At 53.7% G+C, this 19,107-nt stretch carries 15 protein-coding genes; all 15 read right to left on the bottom strand.

Annotation, left to right across the window (positions count from 1 at the left end):
* Positions 1-47: 47 nt before the first annotated feature.
* Entirely contained in the window at positions 48-1,439 is a 1,392-nt protein-coding gene (locus tag AC0YN4_RS21580; protein ID WP_475836752.1) for an FG-GAP repeat domain-containing protein, read from the bottom strand.
* A 22-nt stretch (positions 1,440-1,461) separates the two neighbouring features.
* Entirely contained in the window at positions 1,462-2,325 is an 864-nt protein-coding gene (locus AC0YN4_RS21585) for a polysaccharide deacetylase family protein (RefSeq protein WP_475836753.1), read from the bottom strand.
* Between the two features lie 359 nt (positions 2,326-2,684).
* A complete protein-coding gene (galA, locus tag AC0YN4_RS21590) occupies positions 2,685-5,063 on the bottom strand; it encodes a beta-galactosidase GalA (protein ID WP_475836754.1) in 2,379 nt (792 codons plus the stop codon).
* 140 nt (positions 5,064-5,203) lie between these two features.
* On the bottom strand, positions 5,204-6,475 hold the full coding sequence (gene purD, locus AC0YN4_RS21595) for a phosphoribosylamine--glycine ligase (RefSeq protein WP_475836755.1): 1,272 nt from the start codon (positions 6,473-6,475) through the stop codon (positions 5,204-5,206).
* Positions 6,476-6,505: 30 nt separating this feature from the next.
* Positions 6,506-8,053: a bifunctional phosphoribosylaminoimidazolecarboxamide formyltransferase/IMP cyclohydrolase gene (gene purH / locus AC0YN4_RS21600; RefSeq protein ID WP_090978920.1), complete on the bottom strand. Its 1,548-nt coding sequence runs from the start codon at positions 8,051-8,053 to the stop codon at positions 6,506-6,508.
* 195 nt (positions 8,054-8,248) lie between these two features.
* Positions 8,249-8,860 (bottom strand): phosphoribosylglycinamide formyltransferase, encoded by a 612-nt coding sequence (gene purN, locus AC0YN4_RS21605; protein WP_475836756.1) that lies wholly within the window; start codon positions 8,858-8,860, stop codon positions 8,249-8,251.
* The gene (purM, locus tag AC0YN4_RS21610) at positions 8,860-9,903 is read right to left on the bottom strand and encodes a phosphoribosylformylglycinamidine cyclo-ligase (RefSeq protein ID WP_475782546.1); all 1,044 of its coding nucleotides are present in this window, start codon (positions 9,901-9,903) and stop codon (positions 8,860-8,862) included. The genes purN and purM overlap by 1 nt, the downstream gene beginning before the upstream one ends.
* A 59-nt stretch (positions 9,904-9,962) precedes the next feature.
* Complete coding sequence (gene purF, locus AC0YN4_RS21615; RefSeq protein WP_475836757.1) at positions 9,963-11,441, bottom strand: amidophosphoribosyltransferase; 1,479 nt, start codon at positions 11,439-11,441, stop codon at positions 9,963-9,965.
* Positions 11,426-13,669 (bottom strand): phosphoribosylformylglycinamidine synthase subunit PurL, encoded by a 2,244-nt coding sequence (purL, locus tag AC0YN4_RS21620; protein WP_475836758.1) that lies wholly within the window; start codon positions 13,667-13,669, stop codon positions 11,426-11,428. Before purL ends, purF begins: the two co-directional genes overlap by 16 nt.
* Positions 13,647-14,342, bottom strand: coding sequence for a phosphoribosylformylglycinamidine synthase subunit PurQ (gene purQ, locus AC0YN4_RS21625; RefSeq protein ID WP_475836759.1), 696 nt, complete (start codon positions 14,340-14,342; stop codon positions 13,647-13,649). Before purQ ends, purL begins: the two co-directional genes overlap by 23 nt.
* Positions 14,343-14,345: 3 nt before the next feature.
* The gene (gene purS, locus AC0YN4_RS21630; RefSeq protein ID WP_090978904.1) at positions 14,346-14,588 is read right to left on the bottom strand and encodes a phosphoribosylformylglycinamidine synthase subunit PurS; all 243 of its coding nucleotides are present in this window, start codon (positions 14,586-14,588) and stop codon (positions 14,346-14,348) included.
* Between the two features lie 318 nt (positions 14,589-14,906).
* On the bottom strand, positions 14,907-15,797 hold the full coding sequence (locus tag AC0YN4_RS21635; RefSeq protein ID WP_475782550.1) for a phosphoribosylaminoimidazolesuccinocarboxamide synthase: 891 nt from the start codon (positions 15,795-15,797) through the stop codon (positions 14,907-14,909).
* Between the two features lie 186 nt (positions 15,798-15,983).
* Complete coding sequence (gene purB, locus AC0YN4_RS21640; protein WP_090978898.1) at positions 15,984-17,279, bottom strand: adenylosuccinate lyase; 1,296 nt, start codon at positions 17,277-17,279, stop codon at positions 15,984-15,986.
* A 6-nt stretch (positions 17,280-17,285) separates the two neighbouring features.
* Positions 17,286-18,461, bottom strand: coding sequence for a 5-(carboxyamino)imidazole ribonucleotide synthase (gene purK, locus AC0YN4_RS21645; RefSeq protein ID WP_475836760.1), 1,176 nt, complete (start codon positions 18,459-18,461; stop codon positions 17,286-17,288).
* Complete coding sequence (purE, locus tag AC0YN4_RS21650) at positions 18,458-18,943, bottom strand: 5-(carboxyamino)imidazole ribonucleotide mutase (RefSeq protein ID WP_090978892.1); 486 nt, start codon at positions 18,941-18,943, stop codon at positions 18,458-18,460. Before purE ends, purK begins: the two co-directional genes overlap by 4 nt.
* Positions 18,944-19,107: the final 164 nt, after the last annotated feature.

Genomic DNA, 19,107 nt, shown 5'->3' on the forward strand with positions numbered 1-19,107 from the left:
CTGTATAAGGTGACACTTATTATTTCTGACATGTCCAGTTTAACAACTTAACCTTCCGGCAGCAGCTTGAAGAGTTTGCGCATCGTCGCTTCATCCGGCGGGAAGATGACGCCGGGCTTCTCCGCATCTTCCTTCACAAGCGGGGCATCCCATATCGCTACATAAACCAGCCCGCTTCCGCTGCCAAGCTGCACGAAGCGGCTCCCTTCCTCTTGCAGCTGCTGCTCTTTATTATTCCACTCTGCAATTGGAATGACACGCAGCGCCAGTATCCCCTCGCGCCGATTCGTCTCCTCGTCAAACTGATCAAGCGCAACATCGTCGCTATTCCCATCTGTTAATCTTCGGAACGTGTAATGGCTCCATTCCATCGGCAAAGACAACGAATAGGATCGATTCATATCTACATATTGCTCGCCAACTACATTAAACCCATCTACACCATTCCACTGCTTATACTGCTGAATCCACAATAGATCGCTGTAGGCCACACCCTCAGATTGACCGGGAGCCTCGCGCAGCTCGATCACATCCAGAATCCCATCCCCATTGCCGTCATCGCTCAGCTGCATGGTCGCATTGACCTGTACATTCTCGTCGCCGGATTGCTTAGGCGGGTAGATCGGAACCAGCTTTCCTGCTTTCCAGGCATACATCGTAGTCATGGATGAGTTCGCGCCAATAGCCGCATCTGCGAGCACGCCATATTGATCCTTCGCGATTTTGCCAAGCTTCACCTGCAAATATTCGTTCACGGAGCCATCCAGCGCGGCGGAAGCCATCTTCGACACACGGTCTCCTGCAAAATGATAAATTCCAATCGAAGCCGTCAGCTTCTGCCGCTGCAATTGGATTAAAGCAAGCTCATCGTGACCGTCGCCTTCCGCATCACCGACGCCAAGCGTGTCGTATGGCAGCTCTGCAATCGGCTTCGGTGCTACGATTCCACTGGTTACAGGCACATGATAAAGGGTCAAAATATGCTGCGGCTCTCCATATTGATTCCACCCGATAAGCACCTCAGGATCTCCGTCCCGGTCTAAGTCAACCGTACGCAGTACATCGATGCCGTAGCTGGATGTCTCGTCGAACGTAAACCACTGCTGCCAGCCGATTTCCGCATTGCGCTTCAGTACCATCACATGCTCCGTGCCGCTCTCATCCGAGTAGATGACAAAAGCTTCCTGTTTCCCATCGCCATCCGCATCCATCTTGACCACAGCCGAATTCGACCGCTCCTGCATGGCAAGCGACAGCTTGGCTCTCGCCGGGAGATGATCGCGAACGGCCGAAGCCAGCTCGGCGTTCTCCGGCGTTGACCTTGGATTAAGCAGCAGATCAGCAGGCGTCGCTGTATACTGACAGCCGGATACGATTAAGAAGCAGAGCAAGACGCCGGCCAGAATAGCAGTTTGTTTCATCCATTGCGATATGTTCATCCCTCGTGCTCCTTCCGCACTGTCAGCCGTTCTTCGTCTTCGCATGATTGCTATGTGCTTTCGCAGCCAGCAGCTCACTCACGGTAACGAAGGTATAACCCTTGTTTTGCAGATCTTTAATGATGAGCGGCAGAAGCTCTACCGTGTTGCGGATATGTTTGCTTCCAAATGAATGCATAAGGATAATTCCGCCGGGATGCGTGTTCTTATTCACGTTAGCCCGCATTGCGGCAACGGAGCTTCCAGCCCAATCGCGCGTATCGACCGTCCAACCGATCAGCTCGCGTCCATTGTCCTTCACAATCTGCTTCAGCAGCGGCGAGGTAGCTCCATACGGCGCTCGGACCAAATGGGGCACATAGCCGATCTGGTTATTAATTAAGGCGTCTGTCCATTTAATTTGATTCATAATAGGGTCGCTGTCAAGCTTTGACAAATCTTTATGCGCATAGCTGTGATTGCCGATCTCGCTACCTTCATCGCGGATCCGTCTCATCACTTTGCCGTACTTCTTCACTTGAATCCCTACCGTAAAGAAAGTGGCATGGATCTTCTTCGCTTTCAATATATCGAGTATAGCCGGTGTGAAATGACTGTCCGGCCCGTCGTCGAACGTTAAGGCAACCAACTTCTCGCCTTTTGTCGTTACAAAATCCGTCTGCTGCTCGGTCGGTTGATCCAGCATGACAGGGGGCTGAGTCGTAACAACCGGCGGCTTAGGATGAAGCAGCGCAACCGTTTCTCCTGGCGCCGATACAACCGGCTCGTCGTCCTTGCCGCCACCGCCGCCTGAATGATTCCAATCTGCTTGGGATGCAGACCCCGAACCGCCTTTGCCGCTATCCGCGTGCGCCCCGGCGCCTCCCGCCAATTCATGCTTGCTCATTCCGCAGCTGGTCGACAATAGGCCTACCATTAGCGTAACCACAATCAATGTGGCTAATCTTCTCTGATGTCGCAATTCTCGCAGCTGTCGCATCCTACCAATCCTCTCGCACTTCTTCTACTACTTCCTATGCTAGTAGATTTAGGCGACTTAGTAGTTACAAAGAAGTAACACCTCGCATGCCAAACAATGGCCCTCTTCCTAAACAATGGCAGGTTGCAACTATGCAAAAAAAACGCCTCAAAAGTGTAGGCAACTTTTGAGACGCTTTATTTTAGTAGACTCCGTTAGTAGTTTACTCCCCTGTAGATCCCCTGGTCCGCTTCTTTCGCTCATTTCGCCGGTATGAATGGTCTGAACTACATGTCCAAGCCAATCGCGATAATCGCACTGGCATCCAGCAACCCCGTTGAATGAGCTCGCAGCTCAAGCTCCCCGATCTTTGTTCCTGATTGCAGGATAAGGAGGCAGCGGCCGTTAAAAGCTCTGCGCTTGCTCGCTTTATCCGCTTCATGCGAGATCGGGTCGCCATTTCCTACCCCGATAATCCGTCCGCCGCCTCCGTTCACCGTGAAATGCACGAGGTTGTCCGCAGTTGGCACGACCCGACCCTGATCATCGCAAATCGAGACGCGCACCGCGACAGCGTCTGTATCGTTCGCTTGCAGCGTACTCCGATGCGGCTCAAGTCGAATATGATGAGCTGCCCCCGTCGTTTCCACGGCTGTCTCCGCAACGACTTCGCCATCTCTTCTTCCCACGGCCAGCAGCTTGCCCGCCTCATAAGGCACCTTCCATTCCACATGCCCGTTTGGCGTGCGCTTCTGTTCTCCGGCAGAAACGCCGTTCACGAACAGCTCAATCGAGTCGAGGTTGCTGTACGTCCAGACGTCAATCTCTTGCCCTTCCTTGCCTGCCCAGTTCCAGTGCGGGAACAAATGAATCATCGGCTGCTCCGTCCAAGCGGACTTGTAGTAGTAATAGTTGTCTTTTGGGAAACCGCATGTATCCATCGTGCCGTATTGCGAGTTGATATTCGGCCACTTGAATGGCGATGGCTCGCCGCGATAATCAAAGCCTGCCCAAATGAACAGCCCTGCTAGGAAAGCATTGTCTGCCACTGCACCCCATGCTTGCTCCGGTGATGTCGTCCAGCTGTTCAGCCATTCATTCTCCCGCCAGCTTGTCCCGTATTCCGAGCAGTAGCCTTTGGACTCGTCATGCTCATAGATCCCCCGTGTAACCGCGTAAGCGGAAACTTCGCTTCCGTATATGATGCGCTCCGGATGTTTGGCATGATCATTGATGAAGCTGCCCCATTTATGCCCGTAATTATAGCCGACGATATCAAGCTCATCGCTATAGCCGCCATCGTTGAAGCCATGATTCAGCGCTGCTGTCGTTGGCCGTGTTGGATCGAGCTTCTTCGTGACCTGCACCAGCGTCGCCAAGATGCGGGCACCCATAACGGTGCCTTCCAGCTGCTCCTCGTTCTCCAGCGACCATGCGATAATGCTGGGATGGTTGCGATCCCGATAAAGCATATGCTTGAGATTCTTGATCCCTTCCGGAGAGCTGTCCATCCGCCGATTCTCATCGATGACCATGATGCCCATGCGGTCGCACATGTCCAACAATTCTTTCGTAGGAGGATGGTGCGCGGAACGGTAAGCGTTTGCACCCATCTCCTTGAGAAGCTGCAATTTATATGCGATGATGCTATCCGGGAGCGCTACCCCGACACCTGCAAAATCTTGATGAACACAAAGCCCTTTAATAACAGTCCTGTTGCCATTCAGGAAGAACCCGTTATCGTTCGTAAACGCAATCGTACGAATGCCGAATCCCGTTTCGTATCGATCGGTTTCCGTGCCGTTCTCTCTAACGATGGCAATGGCTTTATATAGGTTTGGTGCCTCCAGTGACCATAAGAGCGGATCAGACACGTCGATCTGCTGCACGAAAGTATGTGCTTCTCCGTCCGGAATTGTAGCCCCTGAATTCGCAGACGCAACGACTTCCCCGTTGGCATCGTGAATCTCGACAGTTAGCTCAGCATGCTTTGCGATCCGATATTCGTTGTTTACAGTCGTCTCTATCCGCACCGTTGATGATTCTTCAGACACCGTTGGCGTTGTAATATAGGTTCCCCATTGACCGACATGCAGCCGATCCGTCGTGCTCAGCCACACATGGCGATAAATGCCCGCTCCGTCATACCACCAGCCTTCGAAATCTCTCGCATCCACTTTGACAAAAATCACATTGCTTCCTTCATCGCCATACCGAACGATATCCGTAATATCGTAAAAGAAAGGAACACTGCCGCTAGGATGCGTGCCGACAAAATGACCGTTTACCCATACGCTGCTATGACGCATGACACCGTCAAACTCGATGGTGATCTTGTTGCCTAACTCGGCGGCCGGGATATCGAACATCTTGCGGTAGCAGCCTACGCCGGATTTTTTGTATCCACGTTCCAACGGCCCGTCCTTCGAGAACTCCTCTTCCACGAGCCAGTCATGGGGCAGGTTAACCTTCTCCCATTCATCCGGTGCGACCGATACGCCTGCTTTCTTATCTGTAAAAGCGATCTGCTGCCACTGACCTTCTTCGCCTTTCTCGCAATCGGTTAGGCTGCCGACGCCACCCGCTTTCACCACGTATGGAATTTCGAGATTTCCTTTGTAGAACAACCAGTCTCTGTCAAAACTCGTTATCGTCCTTCTGCCCATTTCTCGACACCTCCGGAAAAATTACCCTCATTCTGAATCATACCTGAAACGGTGTGTGGATAGTGTGGGAAAGTGTGTTGATACGAAAAAAGAGTTGTCCACATGTGGACAACCCTCTTCGTCGTTGCTGACGTTCACGCTTACGATTTCAGTGCTTTCGCTGCAATATCGGTACGGCAGTGCATGCCGTCAAAATGAATCGCAGCCGCTGCTTCGTACGCCTTCGCGCGCGCTTCTGCAATATCGCTGCCACGGCCGACGATGCCGAGCACACGTCCGCCGTTCGTCACGATCTCGCCTTCGGCAGAATGAGCCGTTCCGGCGTGGAATACGAGCGCGCCTTGCGCTTTTGCAGCTTCCAGGCCTGTGATAGGAAGGCCTTTCGGATAAGCCGCAGGGTAGCCTTCGGATGCCGCGATGACGCACACCGCAGCTTCGTCGCTCCACTCGATTTCAAGCTGATCGAGACGTCCGTTCATGGAAGCGAGCACGATATCGAGCAAGTCGGTCTTGAGGCGAGGAAGCACAACCTGTGTCTCCGGATCGCCCATCCGTGCGTTGAACTCAATCGTCTTAGGGCCGTCTTTGGTGATCATGAGACCTGCGAACAAGACGCCACGGAACGGGCGACCTTCGCTGACCATCGCTCGCGCCGTCGGCTTGATGATGTTCTCGATGGACTCTTCCACGATTGCCGGGTCGATATGCGGCAGCGGGGAATACGTGCCCATACCGCCTGTGTTCGGTCCTTTGTCGTTGTCGTAGACAGGCTTGTGATCTTGAGCCGGCACCATTGCGCGCACCGTTTCGCCATCCACGAAGGCCAGGATCGACATCTCTTGTCCCGACAGGAACTCCTCGATGACGACGCGTCCGCCGGATTCGCCGAACACTTTGCCTACCATCATGCCGTGGAGCGCTTCTTCGGCTTCTTCCAACGTTGCCGCAACCGTTACGCCTTTACCTGCCGCGAGGCCGTCTGCCTTCACGACGATCGGCAGCTCTTGCTCACGCAAGTAAGCCAGTGCCGTCTCGTATTCGGTGAACGTCTCGTATTTGGCTGTCGGAATCTCGTATTTCTTCAGCAAATTCTTCATGAAGATTTTGCTGCCTTCGATTTCAGCCGCATTCTTGCGAGGTCCGTAGACCGGAATATTGCGCGCTTCGAAAGCGTCGACGATTCCGTCCGCAAGCGGATCATCCGGTCCTACGAAGACCAGATCCACCGCGTTATCGCATGCAAACTGCATGAGCTCGTCGAACCGGTTAACCGGAATCGGCGCGCATTCTGCCAGCTCCGCAATACCGGCATTACCCGGCGCACAGAAAATCTTGCTTACTTTATCGCTCTTATTCAGCGCCCAGACGATGGCGTGCTCTCGCCCGCCGCCGCCGATGACCATAATCCGCAAAGGAAACCCTCCTTTTATGCCAAGCCTGTACTAGTGTTTAAAATGACGAACGCCTGTCAGCACCATCGCGATGTTATGCGCATTTGCTACTGCGATCGATTCTTCGTCCTTGATCGAGCCGCCTGGTTGAATAACGGCCGTGATGCCGGCTTTCGCTGCCAGCTCCAGCGTGTCGCCCATTGGGAAGAACGCGTCGGAAGCAAGAACGGCGCCTTTGGCTTTGTCGCCTGCTTGCTCGATCGCGATGCGTGCAGCGCCGACACGGTTCATTTGACCAGCGCCTACGCCGACTGTCATATCGTCCGATGCCAGAAGGATCGCGTTCGACTTCACATGCTTCACAACCTTCCAACCGAATAGCAGCTGCTTCAGCTCTTCTTCCGTTGGCTTGCGGTTCGTTACGATTTGGATGTCCGCTTCCGTCAGGCTGTGGACGTCGCTCTCTTGCACGAGCATGCCGCCGTCTACGCTCGTTACGAGCCATTCCGGTTTGCGCTCGCTTGCCGCTTGGATTTCGCCGAGCTTCATCAAGCGGATGTTCTTCTTCTTCGTCAGCACTTCAAGCGCTTCAGGAGTGAAGTCCGGTGCAATGACGATCTCCAGGAAAATCTCGCTCAGCAGTTTAGCCGTCTCTACGCCGATTGCGCGGTTAGCCGCTACAATGCCGCCGAAGATCGAAGTAGGATCTGCTGCGTATGCTTTCTGGTAGGCTTCGTGAATGTCGCTGCCGATGCCCACGCCGCAAGGATTCATATGTTTGACCGCTACGACAGCCGGTTCGTTGAATTCTTTGACAATAGCGAGCGCCGCGTTGGCGTCGTTGATATTGTTATAGGACAGCTCTTTGCCGTGCAGCTGCTCAGCAGTCGTGATGTTGCCTGCGGATGCCAGCGGCTTGCGGTAGAACGCTGCTTTCTGATGCGGGTTCTCGCCATAACGCAGATCCTGCACTTTCTCGTACGTAACGGTGTAGCTCTCCGGAAGCGGATTTCCTTGCAGCTTGGAGAGGTAGTCCGAGATAAGCGCATCGTAAGCGCCGGTGTGGCGGAATACCTTCGCTGCGAGGCTCTTACGAGTCTCAAGCGTCGTATCGCCTTGCGCTTTCACTTCGTCGAGCACGGTTTGGTAGTCCGCCGCGTCTACGACTACGGTTACGAAAGCGTGGTTCTTCGCCGCCGAACGAAGCATCGTCGGGCCGCCGATATCGATGTTCTCGATCGCATCCTCGTAGGATACATCCGGCTTAGCAATCGTAGCTGCGAACGGATATAGATTCACGACAACCAGGTCGATGTAGTCGAGACCAAGCTCTTGCATCGCTTTCTGATGCTCTTCGTCATCGCGAACAGCAAGCAGACCGCTGTGCACAGCAGGGTGCAGCGTCTTCACGCGGCCATCCAGAATCTCCGGGAAGCCCGTTACATCGGAGATCCCGATAACCGGAACGCCTTCCTTCTCCAGCAGGCTCGCCGTACCGCCTGTCGAAATAATTTGCACGCCAAGGCCAGCCAGCGCCCGCGAAAACTCCACAATCCCCGTCTTATCCGATACGCTAATAAGTGCTCTGCGAATGGTCAAAATAGAACCTCCTAAAAGTTGTTTTACGTATAGCTCATTCCGCTGATTTCCCACAATGTGAGGTTCCCAGTACCTCTCTTTAGCTCAATTCGCCGGTTTCCCACCGATGTAGCTCACCAGCTGATCTTCATCTACTCAAACACACCGGTTTTCCACCAATGTAGCTCACCAGTTGATCATCTTCTACTTTAGCTACTAGCTAACGGTCACGTTCCGACCGTCGATCGCGACCGCCCCGGCGGCGATACGCGAGACGACCCACGGGAGCAGCTCCTGCTCCGCCTCGTGTACTCGCGGCGCGAGCGTCTCCAGCGTGTCGCCGTCCACGACTTCGACCGTGCGCTGCGCGATAATCGCGCCGCTGTCCAGACCGCCGTCTACGAAGTGAACGGTGACCCCCGTCACCTTCACGCCGTAGGCCAGCGCCTGGCCGATCCCGTTCACGCCCGGGAATGCGGGCAGCAGCGACGGATGCACGTTGATCATCCGTCCGAAGAACGGCTCAACGAGCACCGGCGTCAGAATCCGCATATAGCCGGCCAGCACGATCAACTCGATTCCGCGTCTTGTCAGCTCGGCCAGAATCTCCGTTTCATACGCTTCACGCGAAGCGTACTCCTTCGGCTTGAACAAGAACACATCAATGCCGGCTTCTCTCGCGCGCGTAACTACAGGCGCCTCCGGCTTATCACAAACAAGAAGCTCGAGGCTTGCGCCCTCGAGCCTTTGTTGTTTTGCCGCATCCACGAGCGCCCCGAAGTTCGAGCCGAAGCCCGAAGCAAACACGGCGACGCGCATGGCGGCCATTAAACGTCAGCTCCCGTAAAGGTAACTACACGGCTGCCTTCCGTTACTTTACCGATGATGTAAGCATCCTCGCCAAGCTCGCGTGCAACGCGCAGCGCGTCTTCGGCTTGTTCAGCAGGAACGACAACGACCATACCCACACCCATGTTGAAGGTTGTGAACATGTCGCGGTTCGTGATCGAGCCTTTCTCTTGCATCAGTCCGAAGATCGGCTGAATCGGCCATGAACCGTATGCAATCTCTACGTTAACGCCTTCAGGCAGAACCCGCGGAATATTCTCGATAAATCCGCCGCCTGTAATATGGGCCATCCCTTTAACTTGTACTTGTTTGATCAGCTCAAGAACGGATTTCACATAAATCCGAGTCGGCTCGATGATGACATCGCCGAGCTTCTTGCCGCCAAGCTCAGGCAGCTCCGCATCCAGACTGTAGCCAGCCGTATCAAGCAGCAAACGGCGAACCAGCGAGTAGCCGTTGCTATGGATACCGCTCGAAGCGAGACCAAGCACGACATCGCCAGGAGCGATCGTTTTGCCGTCGATGATGTTTTTCTTGTCTACGATTCCGACTGTGAAACCAGCGATATCGTATTCGTCGCCTTGGTACATGCCAGGCATTTCAGCGGTTTCCCCGCCGATTAGAGCGCAGCCGGACTGCACGCAGCCGTCGGAAATCCCCTTCACGATCGCTTCGATCTTCGCAGGCTCTACTTTGCCGCAAGCCAGGTAATCGAGGAAGAACAGCGGCTCTGCGCCTTGCACGATAATATCGTTCACGCACATTGCAACCGCATCAATACCGATCGTGTCATGCTTGTCCATCGCAAAAGCAACCTTCAGCTTCGTACCCACGCCATCCGTACCCGAAACCAATACCGGCTCCTCGTACTTGTCTTTATTAAGACCAAACAGACCGCCGAAGCCGCCAAGATCCGTCAATACTTCCGGACGGAACGTCTTCTTCACGTGTTTCTTCATCCGTTCGACTGCTTCGTTACCCGCCGAGATATCTACGCCGGCTTGTTTATAAGCTTCTGACACGATAGTCACTCCTTATGTTTTCAACCATATCGGCCGTAGGCCAGCACTTTCACCTTAAACTAACAGCTGCAGCTCTTCTCCGATGTCGGATCAACCGGTGTCGGATAATCATTATCGAAGCAAGCCAAGCACATACCGCGATTGTATTCGCCGTCGTTGCCGCCAACAGCCTCAATAAAACCATCATGACTTAGAAAATATAACGAATCCGCATTGATCGCCTGGCGAATTTCTTCGACCGTCTTCTGCGATGCAATCAATTCCTTGCGGTCAGGCGTGTCGATGCCGTAATAGCAAGGGTTCTTGAACGGAGGCGAAGTAATGCACACATGAACCTCAGTCGCGCCTGCTTCGCGAAGCAGGTTAACGATGCGAAGGCTCGTTGTACCGCGCACGATCGAGTCATCGATCATGACAACGCGCTTGCCTTCAACCACTTTGCGAACCGCAGACAGCTTCATTTTGACACCTTTTTCACGAAGCTCTTGCGATGGTTGAATGAACGTACGGCCTGTGTATTTGTTCTTGATCAGACCAAGCTCATAAGGAATGCCGGTTTGCTCCGCATACCCGATGGCTGCCGAAATACTGGAATCCGGTACGCCCGTTACGAGATCGGCATCGAAGAACGCTTCAAGCGCCAGCTTCTGCCCCATACGCTTGCGCGCCGAGTGCAGGTTGATTCCGTTAATATCGCTGTCCGGTCTTGCAAAATAAATATATTCCATCGCACAAGTCGCGCGGCGCTCCAGCTTCTCGAAACGATCCTCACGCAGACCGTTCTTATCCAGCACAAGCAGCTCGCCCGGCTGCACGTCACGTACATATTCAGCGCCGCAAGTTTCAAGCGCGCAGGTCTCCGAAGCGAACACATAACCGCCGTCCAGCTTACCCATGACGAGCGGACGAAGGCCATGAGCGTCAGAGGCAACAAGCAGCTTGTCATTCGTCATAATGAGAAAAGCAAAACCGCCAATAATCCGCTGCAGCGCATCTTTTGCCGCACTGACGAAGTCTTTGTTCGAGCGCGCAATCAGATGGGCAATAACTTCCGTATCACTTGTCGTTTGAAAAATCGAGCCCTGGCTCTCCAGCTCCTTGCGGATCGAAGGCGCGTTCACGATATTTCCGTTCGTTGCGACAGCGAGATCGCCGTCACGATATTTGAAGACAAGCGGCTGCGCATTCGCGAGCTTGCTTTCCCCTGCAGTCGAATACCGAACATGGCCGATGACACAGTTGCCCGGAAGACCTTCCAGCGTTTTCTGGTCGAACACTTCTTTTACGAGACCCATGCCCCGGTGATACGTAAACTTGCCGGTTGTCGATTCCACTGCGGCCATGCCGGAGCTCTCTTCACCACGGTGCTGCAAAGCATGCAGCCCGTAATAGCCAAGGGAGCAGGCATCCGGGATGCCATACACCCCGAATACCCCACACTCTTCACGCAATTTATCAAAAATATCATCCCGGCCAATGCCTTCGTTATAGTGATCGCCTGTCCACAGCTTCGGCAGCTGTTTTATTTCATCAGACATGGAATCGCATCCTTCCAAACCTTCTCCAGTTGATCAACCGGTGCGTTGATGCCCGGTTTGCCATTAACAGTAACAACAAGTCCGCTTGTGCGAACAACGCCGAGTGCCGCGTTCGGTACGCCTTTGTCTGTCAGGTACTTTTGCAGCGCTACCGCTTGCTCCGGCTTAGCCGAGAGCAGAATCCGGGATTGCGATTCACTGAACAAAGCTGCATCCGGACGCAAATCTGTCGTAATGTCCACTTCAGCGCCAAGCTTGCCGCTGATTGCCGATTCCGCAAGCGCGACCGCTAGGCCGCCTTCGGACAAGTCATGCGCCGAAGCAACAAGACCTTCGCGGATCGCGCCAAGAACAGCGTTAAGCAGCTTCTTCTCTGTAGCGAGGTCAATTTGCGGAGGACGTCCTTCGCTCTTGCCTTGCAGCACGTATTGCAATTCACTTCCGCCAAGCTCATGCTTCGTTTCGCCGGCAAGGAAGATAACATCGCCTTCCGCTTTGAAGCCTTGTGTCGTAATATGATCAACGTCTTGCACGAGTCCAACCATCCCGATAACCGGTGTTGGGTAAATCGCGCCTTTCGCGTTCTCGTTGTACAAGCTGACGTTACCGCCGATAACCGGCGTATCAAGAATACGGCAAGCTTCGGAAATACCGTCTGCCGCTTTCTCGAGTTGCCAGAACACTTCCGGCTTCTCCGGGCTGCCGAAGTTCAGATTATCCGTGATCGCGAGCGGCTCAGCACCGGAACAAACGATGTTACGAGCTGCTTCCGCTACCGCGATACGTCCGCCTACTTCTGGATCAAGATATACATAGCGGCCGTTGCAATCTGTAGTCATCGCAAGCGCTTTGCGCGTTCCGCGAATCGTGACAACCGCAGCATCGGAGCCTGGTTGTACGGCAGTGCTTGTGCGTACCATGTAATCATATTGGTTGTAAACCCACTCTTTGCTCGCAACCGTCGGCGAACCCAATACTTGCTTAAGCGCACCCGTCAGATCCGTCACTTCCGGATAAGCCGTCGTATCGATTGCCGCATTAGCCGCGTAGTAAGCAGGCTCTTGGGAAGGCTTGTCGTACATTGGGCACTCGTCAACGAGCGCTGTAACCGGCATGTTCGCCACTTCTTCGCCTTGGTGGAACAGACGCAGACGGCCGTCATCCGTAACTTTACCAACCTTCACGCAGATAATGCCCCAACGGTCAAAAATTTCCTGCGCTTGCGCTTCATGCTGCGGTTCAACAACGAACAGCATACGCTCCTGCGACTCGGACAGCATCATTTCGTAAGGTGTCATGCCTTCTTCGCGCTGAGGAACCTCATCCAGGTATAGCTCCAAGCCGTTACCCGCTTTGGACGCCATCTCCGCGCTGGAGCAAGTCAGACCGGCTGCTCCCATATCTTGAATCCCGACAACGATGCCGGAATCAATAAGTTCCAGCGTTGCTTCCATAACAAGCTTCTCCATGAATGGATCGCCTACTTGGACAGCCGTACGTTTCTCTTCGGACTCTTCGGACAATTCGACCGATGCGAATGTCGCACCGTGAATACCGTCACGGCCGGTAGCAGGACCCACATAGAATACCGGGTTGCCTACACCTTTAGCTACACCGCGCTGGATTTTATCATGATCGATAAGACCCACGCACATCGCGTTAACAAGCGGATTGCCTTCGTAGCTCTCATCGAACATAACCTCGCCTGCAACTGTCGGAATACCGATACAGTTACCGTAGCCTGCAATACCGCCAACTACGTGCTCGAACAAATATTTAACGCGCGGATTCTCAAGGTTACCGAAACGCAAACTGTTCAGCAGCGCAACCGGACGAGCACCCATGGAGAAAATGTCGCGGATAATGCCGCCTACGCCTGTTGCTGCGCCTTGGTACGGCTCAACTGCGGACGGATGGTTATGCGATTCGATTTTGAATACAACCGCTTGGTTGTCGCCGATATCCACGATACCTGCGCCTTCACCCGGTCCCATCAATACTTTTGGTCCGGTAATCGGGAACTTCTTCAGGATTTTCTTCGAGTTCTTGTAAGAGCAGTGCTCCGACCACATAACACTGAAAACGCCGATTTCTGTATAGTTCGGCTTGCGTCCAAGAAAACCGCAAACCAGTTCATATTCATGGTCCGTCACGCCGAACTGCGTATAAATGCGTTGCTCCGCGATTTGTTCCGCTGTTGGCTCCTTAGCCGTTAACTGCTGCGCCATTCTTTTCCCTCCAAGCATTCAAAATCGATGTAAACATCCGTTTGCCGTCTTCCGAGCCAAGCAGTTGATCAACCGCGCGCTCCGGATGCGGCATCATGCCGACCACGTTGCCACGCTCATTGCTGATCCCTGCGATATTGTCGATGGAACCGTTCGGGTTCGTGTTACCCGCGTAACGGAACACAATTTGGTTGTTTGCTTTGAGCTGCGCGAGTGTTTCGTCGTCGCAGTAGTAGTTGCCTTCGCCATGCGCGATCGGAATATCGATCACTTCACCTGCGCTGTATTGGCTAGTGAATGCTGTTGCGTTGTTCACTACTTCCAGCTGTGTTTGCTGGCAGATGAATTTCATACCGCTGTTGCGGCGCAGTGCGCCTGGCAGCAGGCCCGCCTCCGTAAGGATTTGGAAACCGTTGCAGATGCCGAGAATGAATTTGCCGGCTTCAGCTGCTTTTACAACTTCATTCATAACTGGCGCAAAACGAGCAATCGCGCCGCAGCGCAGGTAGTCTCCGTAGGAGAAGCCGCCCGGCACGAGAATCGCATCATACGAGGAAAGATCCGTAGCCGTATGCCATACGTATTCGACTTGCTGTCCGATTGTATCTTCTACTGCTTTGAAGCAGTCGATATCACAGTTGGAGCCTGGAAAAACGATAACCGCGAACTTCATCGTTTAGCCCTCCAATTCAAAACGGTAGTCTTCCACTACTGTGTTCGCCAGCAGCTTCTCGCACATCGCTTTCAGACGAGCTTCCGCTTCTGCACGATCCGTAGTATCTAGGTTCAGTTCCAAATATTTGCCGATGCGGACTTTGCCAACTTCCTCGAAGCCCATGGTGTGAAGCGCGCCTTGTACAGCGCTGCCTTGCGGGTCAAGCACGTTTTGTTTGATCGTTACGTAAACTTTAGCCTTCATTTGGGGGGTCGCCTCCTGGAAAATGGGTGGTGTTGGGATGGGAGTGTTGCGCAAAACGCGGATATGTCGGCCTTCGTCGCTGTTGAACTTTGGGAAACTTGAACAATATCCTTGCGGATGTTTCCCACGTTCAAAGGCGAGCGCTAGCGCTCTACGGCTCGACATACCGCTTATTTGCTCCACCCATCCTGGGTAGACCTTTTTGCAGGATGCTCTGGGAGCACCCTGGGCTCGCTTCGCGGGGCTATCCGCCGCCGCTTGCGTCGCCTGATTTATGTGGTGCGAGCCATCTGTGCTTGGCCCGCGGGTTTTTGGTTACTAGACCAGTGCTTCGCCGGTTAGCGCTTTGTAGATCGCTAGGTAGCGGTTGGTTGTTTCTTCTACGACGGCTTGTGGCAGTGGAGCCGGTTTACTGTCGCGGTCCCAGTCGGAGCCGAGCAAGTAGGTGCGTACCGGTTCTTTGTCCATGCTGTCGATTTCGATGTCGTAGGCATAGTTGTCTTGAGCCCAGAAACGGGAGGAATCCGGGGTGAAGATTTCGTCGATGAGAATGACTTTACCATCTATAAGGCCGAACTCGAACTTGCAATCTGCCAGAATGATGCCGCGTTCTTCGCAGAAGCCGCGCGCATATTCGTACAAGGCAATGCTCTTATCGCGAAGTTCTTCCGCAAGCTCGGCGCCAACCATCTCTTGCATCCGCTCGAACGGAATGTCCTCGTCATGGCCAACGTCGTTCTTCGCAGCCGGCGTGAACAACGGAGCTGCAAAACGCTCGTTCTTGCGCAAGCCTTCCGGAAGCTCGATGCCGTTAATTGCCGATGTTTTCACATATTGTCTCCAACCGCCGCCGGTGATATAGCCGCGAACGACACATTCGATATCAATACGCTCCGCTTTCTTTGAAACCATAATGCGGTTTTTCAGAAGTTCAGGCTCCGATACGAGATCGCCAAGCTTGTACACGTCCGTGTGAACAATATGATTAGGCATCATCTCCGCCGTTTGATCAAACCAGAAGGTCGACAAACGATTCAGCACATTGCCTTTCTCCGGTACAGCCGGGTCCAGCACATAGTCAAACGCGCTGATGCGATCCGTTACCACAATGAGATAATGCTCCCCAAGATCATAAAGCTCGCGAACCTTGCCTTTATAAAGCAGCGGCGCTTTAACATACTCCACAGCCGTGGACAACGCTTGTGTCATTCTTCTCTCTCCTTTTTCAGTTGTTTGTTTGATTCTATTGCAGTGTGACGGAGCAGGCATGAACAATCTGTAGAAGCGTCAGCGTTCGCCTTTGTACAAGGATTTCCACCTCTAATCCCTTATAGTTCAAAGAAATCCAAGGTACAACAGCGATCGAAAGATGTTCATGCATGCGCAGTCATGCCCTTAAATCAATTCCAAACGTCTGAAAATCGTATCCACATGCTTCAAATGCCAAGCCGGATTAAACGCATCCGCGATTTCATCCGCGCTCAGATGAGCCGTGATCTCCGGCGTCGATTCGATAATGTCGCGGAATTGGCGCTGCTCTTCCCATGCTTGCATCGCGCGCGGTTGTACAGTGTCGTACGCTTGCTCGCGGCTCATGCCTTTATCGATCAGCTTCGTCATGACGCGGCCGGAGAACGGCACGCCGAACGTACGCTGCATATTGCGTTTCATGTTCTCAGGGAACACTTGAAGGTTCTTGATGATGTTGCCCAGACGGTTCAACATGTAGTTGAGCAGCATCGTGGAATCCGGCAAGATCACGCGCTCAGCCGACGAATGGCTGATATCGCGCTCATGCCATAGCACTACGTTCTCGTAAGCTGTAAGCATATGACCGCGGATTACGCGGGACAGACCGGAGATATTCTCGCAGCCGATCGGGTTGCGTTTGTGCGGCATTGCGGATGAACCCTTCTGACCTTTAGCGAATGGCTCTTCCACTTCACGGAACTCGCTCTTCTGCAGAGCGCGGATTTCCGTAGCGAATTTATCAAGCGAAGTCGCGATTAGTGCCAATGCGCCGACGTACTCCGCATGGCGGTCACGCTGAAGTGTTTGTGTCGAGATTGGAGCCGGCGTAATGCCAAGCTTCTTACAAGTGAACTCTTCTACAAAAGGATCGATGTTCGCGTATGTGCCTACTGCACCGGAGATTTTGCCGAATTGCACGCCGTCAGCCGCATGGCGGAAACGCTCCAGGTTACGCTTCATTTCTTCATACCAGAGGGCCAGCTTCAAACCGAACGTTGTCGGCTCCGCGTGTACGCCATGCGTACGTCCCATCATCGCTGTATCTTTATAAGCAACCGCTTGGCCGCGTAGGATTTCAATAAAGTTCGTGATGTCCTTCTCCAAGATGGTGTTCGCTTGAAGTAGAAGGTAACCCATCGCTGTATCCACAACATCTGTGGAAGTCAGGCCGTAATGCACCCATTTGCGCTCAGGTCCTACAGTTTCGGATACTGCGCGTGTGAAGGCAATAACGTCATGGCGTGTCTCAAGCTCGATCTCGTTAATGCGGTCGATATTGAAAGTCGCGCCTTTACGCAGGGCTTCAACATCCTCGCGCGGGATAACGCCAAGCTCTACCCAAGCCTCGCATGCGCAAAGCTCAACCTCGAGCCATGCCTTGAATTTGTTCTCTTCTGTCCAAATCGCTCTCATTTCCGGTCTGCTGTAACGTTCTAACATCGTGAATTAAACCCTCCAAATATTCGTTTCGGAAATCCACGCCAGCGCTTGTTCGACATCTGCCGCAAGCACATTGACGTGACCCATTTTCCGTTTATGTTTGGCTTCATGTTTCCCATATAAATGAATTTTAGGCGCTACGCCTAAACGTTCCGCATGCTCATCCCACTGAGCGATCAGCTCAAGCAAAGGTTCCATATGCTCGCCGAGCACGTTCACCATAACTACCGGCGTCAGAAGTGCCGTGTCGCCAAGCGGCAAACCGCATACGGCGCGCACATGCTGCTCGAACTGCGATGTCCGGCAAGCTTCCATCGTATAATGGCCGCTGTTATGCGGACGCGGCGCAAGCTCGTTGACGAACAGCTCGCCGTCTTCCGTCAAGAACAGCTCCACCGCGATCAAGCCAACGGCGCCAAGCCCTTCGGCAATCCGCGCCGCCAATCGCTCCGCTTCCCGTTGAAGCTCTTCATCAATGCGTGCAGGCACGATCGACAGATGCAGGATATTATCGACGTGGATATTCTCCGCTGCCGGGAACGTGCGAATCTCTCCCTGCGGGCTTCTTGCCGCAATGACCGAAAGCTCCTTCTGGAAGCGAATGAACTGCTCCAGCACAAGCTCCGTGCCGGCACGGTTCAGCGTCTCGAACGCTTCGTCGATTTCGGCTTCGCTGCGGATGACCCACTGTCCTTTGCCGTCATAGCCGCCCATGGCGGTCTTCAGCACGCAAGGCAGTCCGAATCGGCCTACCGCTTCGCGAAGTTCATCTGTACTTCGCACCTCTGCATAAGGCGCCACCTTCACGCCCGCCGCTTCAATCGCCCGTTTCTCACGCAGCCGATGCTGCGTCGTATAGAGCAGCTCGCTGCCTTGCGGCACGTACGATTCCTCCATCAGCATAGCCGCAACGCCGGCATCGACGTTCTCAAACTCATACGTGATGACATCAGACCGCTCCGCCAGCTCGCGAGCCGCATCGCGATTGTCATACGCGGCCACGATTTGACCGGCAACTTGTCCGGTAGGCGCATCCGGCGTAGGATCAAGTGCCACGAACCGATAGCCCATAGCGCTGCCCGCATTCGCCATCATCCTGCCAAGCTGACCGCCGCCCAGAATGCCAACAGTCGCTCCAGGCAAAATCACCTTCACGTCTTTACCCGCCAAGCCGTTGCTCATAGCGTTTCACTGCTTTCGAGCACTTCCTGCTCAATCCGCTCGCGGCGCGCAAGCACCCGTGCTTGAACATCAGGATCAAACGCGCCAAGCATCTGTGCCGCAAGCAATCCGGCGTTCGTGCCGCCGGCGTTGCCGATCGCAACCGTTGCAACCGGAATGCCGCCGGGCATCTGCACGATGGACAGCAGCGAGTCAAGTCCGTTCAAATTCGAGGACTTCACAGGCACACCAATTACCGGCAAGATCGTCTTAGCGGCGACCATGCCGGGCAAGTGTGCAGCTCCGCCAGCACCCGCGATAATAACCTTCAAACCGCGTTCTACTGCTGTTTCTGCGTATTGGAACATAAGGTCCGGTGTCCGGTGAGCCGAAACAACCTTCTTCTCATAGGGGATTTGTAACTCGTCCAGAACGTCACAGGCTAGCTTCATTGTCTCCCAGTCTGACTTACTGCCCATGATGACGCCGACTTTTGCTGACATCTGCTTATAACCACCTTTGTTTGATGAAGGAATCTTATTACAGTACAAGCCACAAAAAAAGTCCCTCAGCACAGGCTCCACAACATGGATGGCTTCGGGACTTACAAGTCCAGCAATGAAGATTGCACCCTATCGCAGCCTGCTAACAAATAGACAGGACAGGC

The organism is Paenibacillus sp. J22R3 (assembly GCF_056269305.1).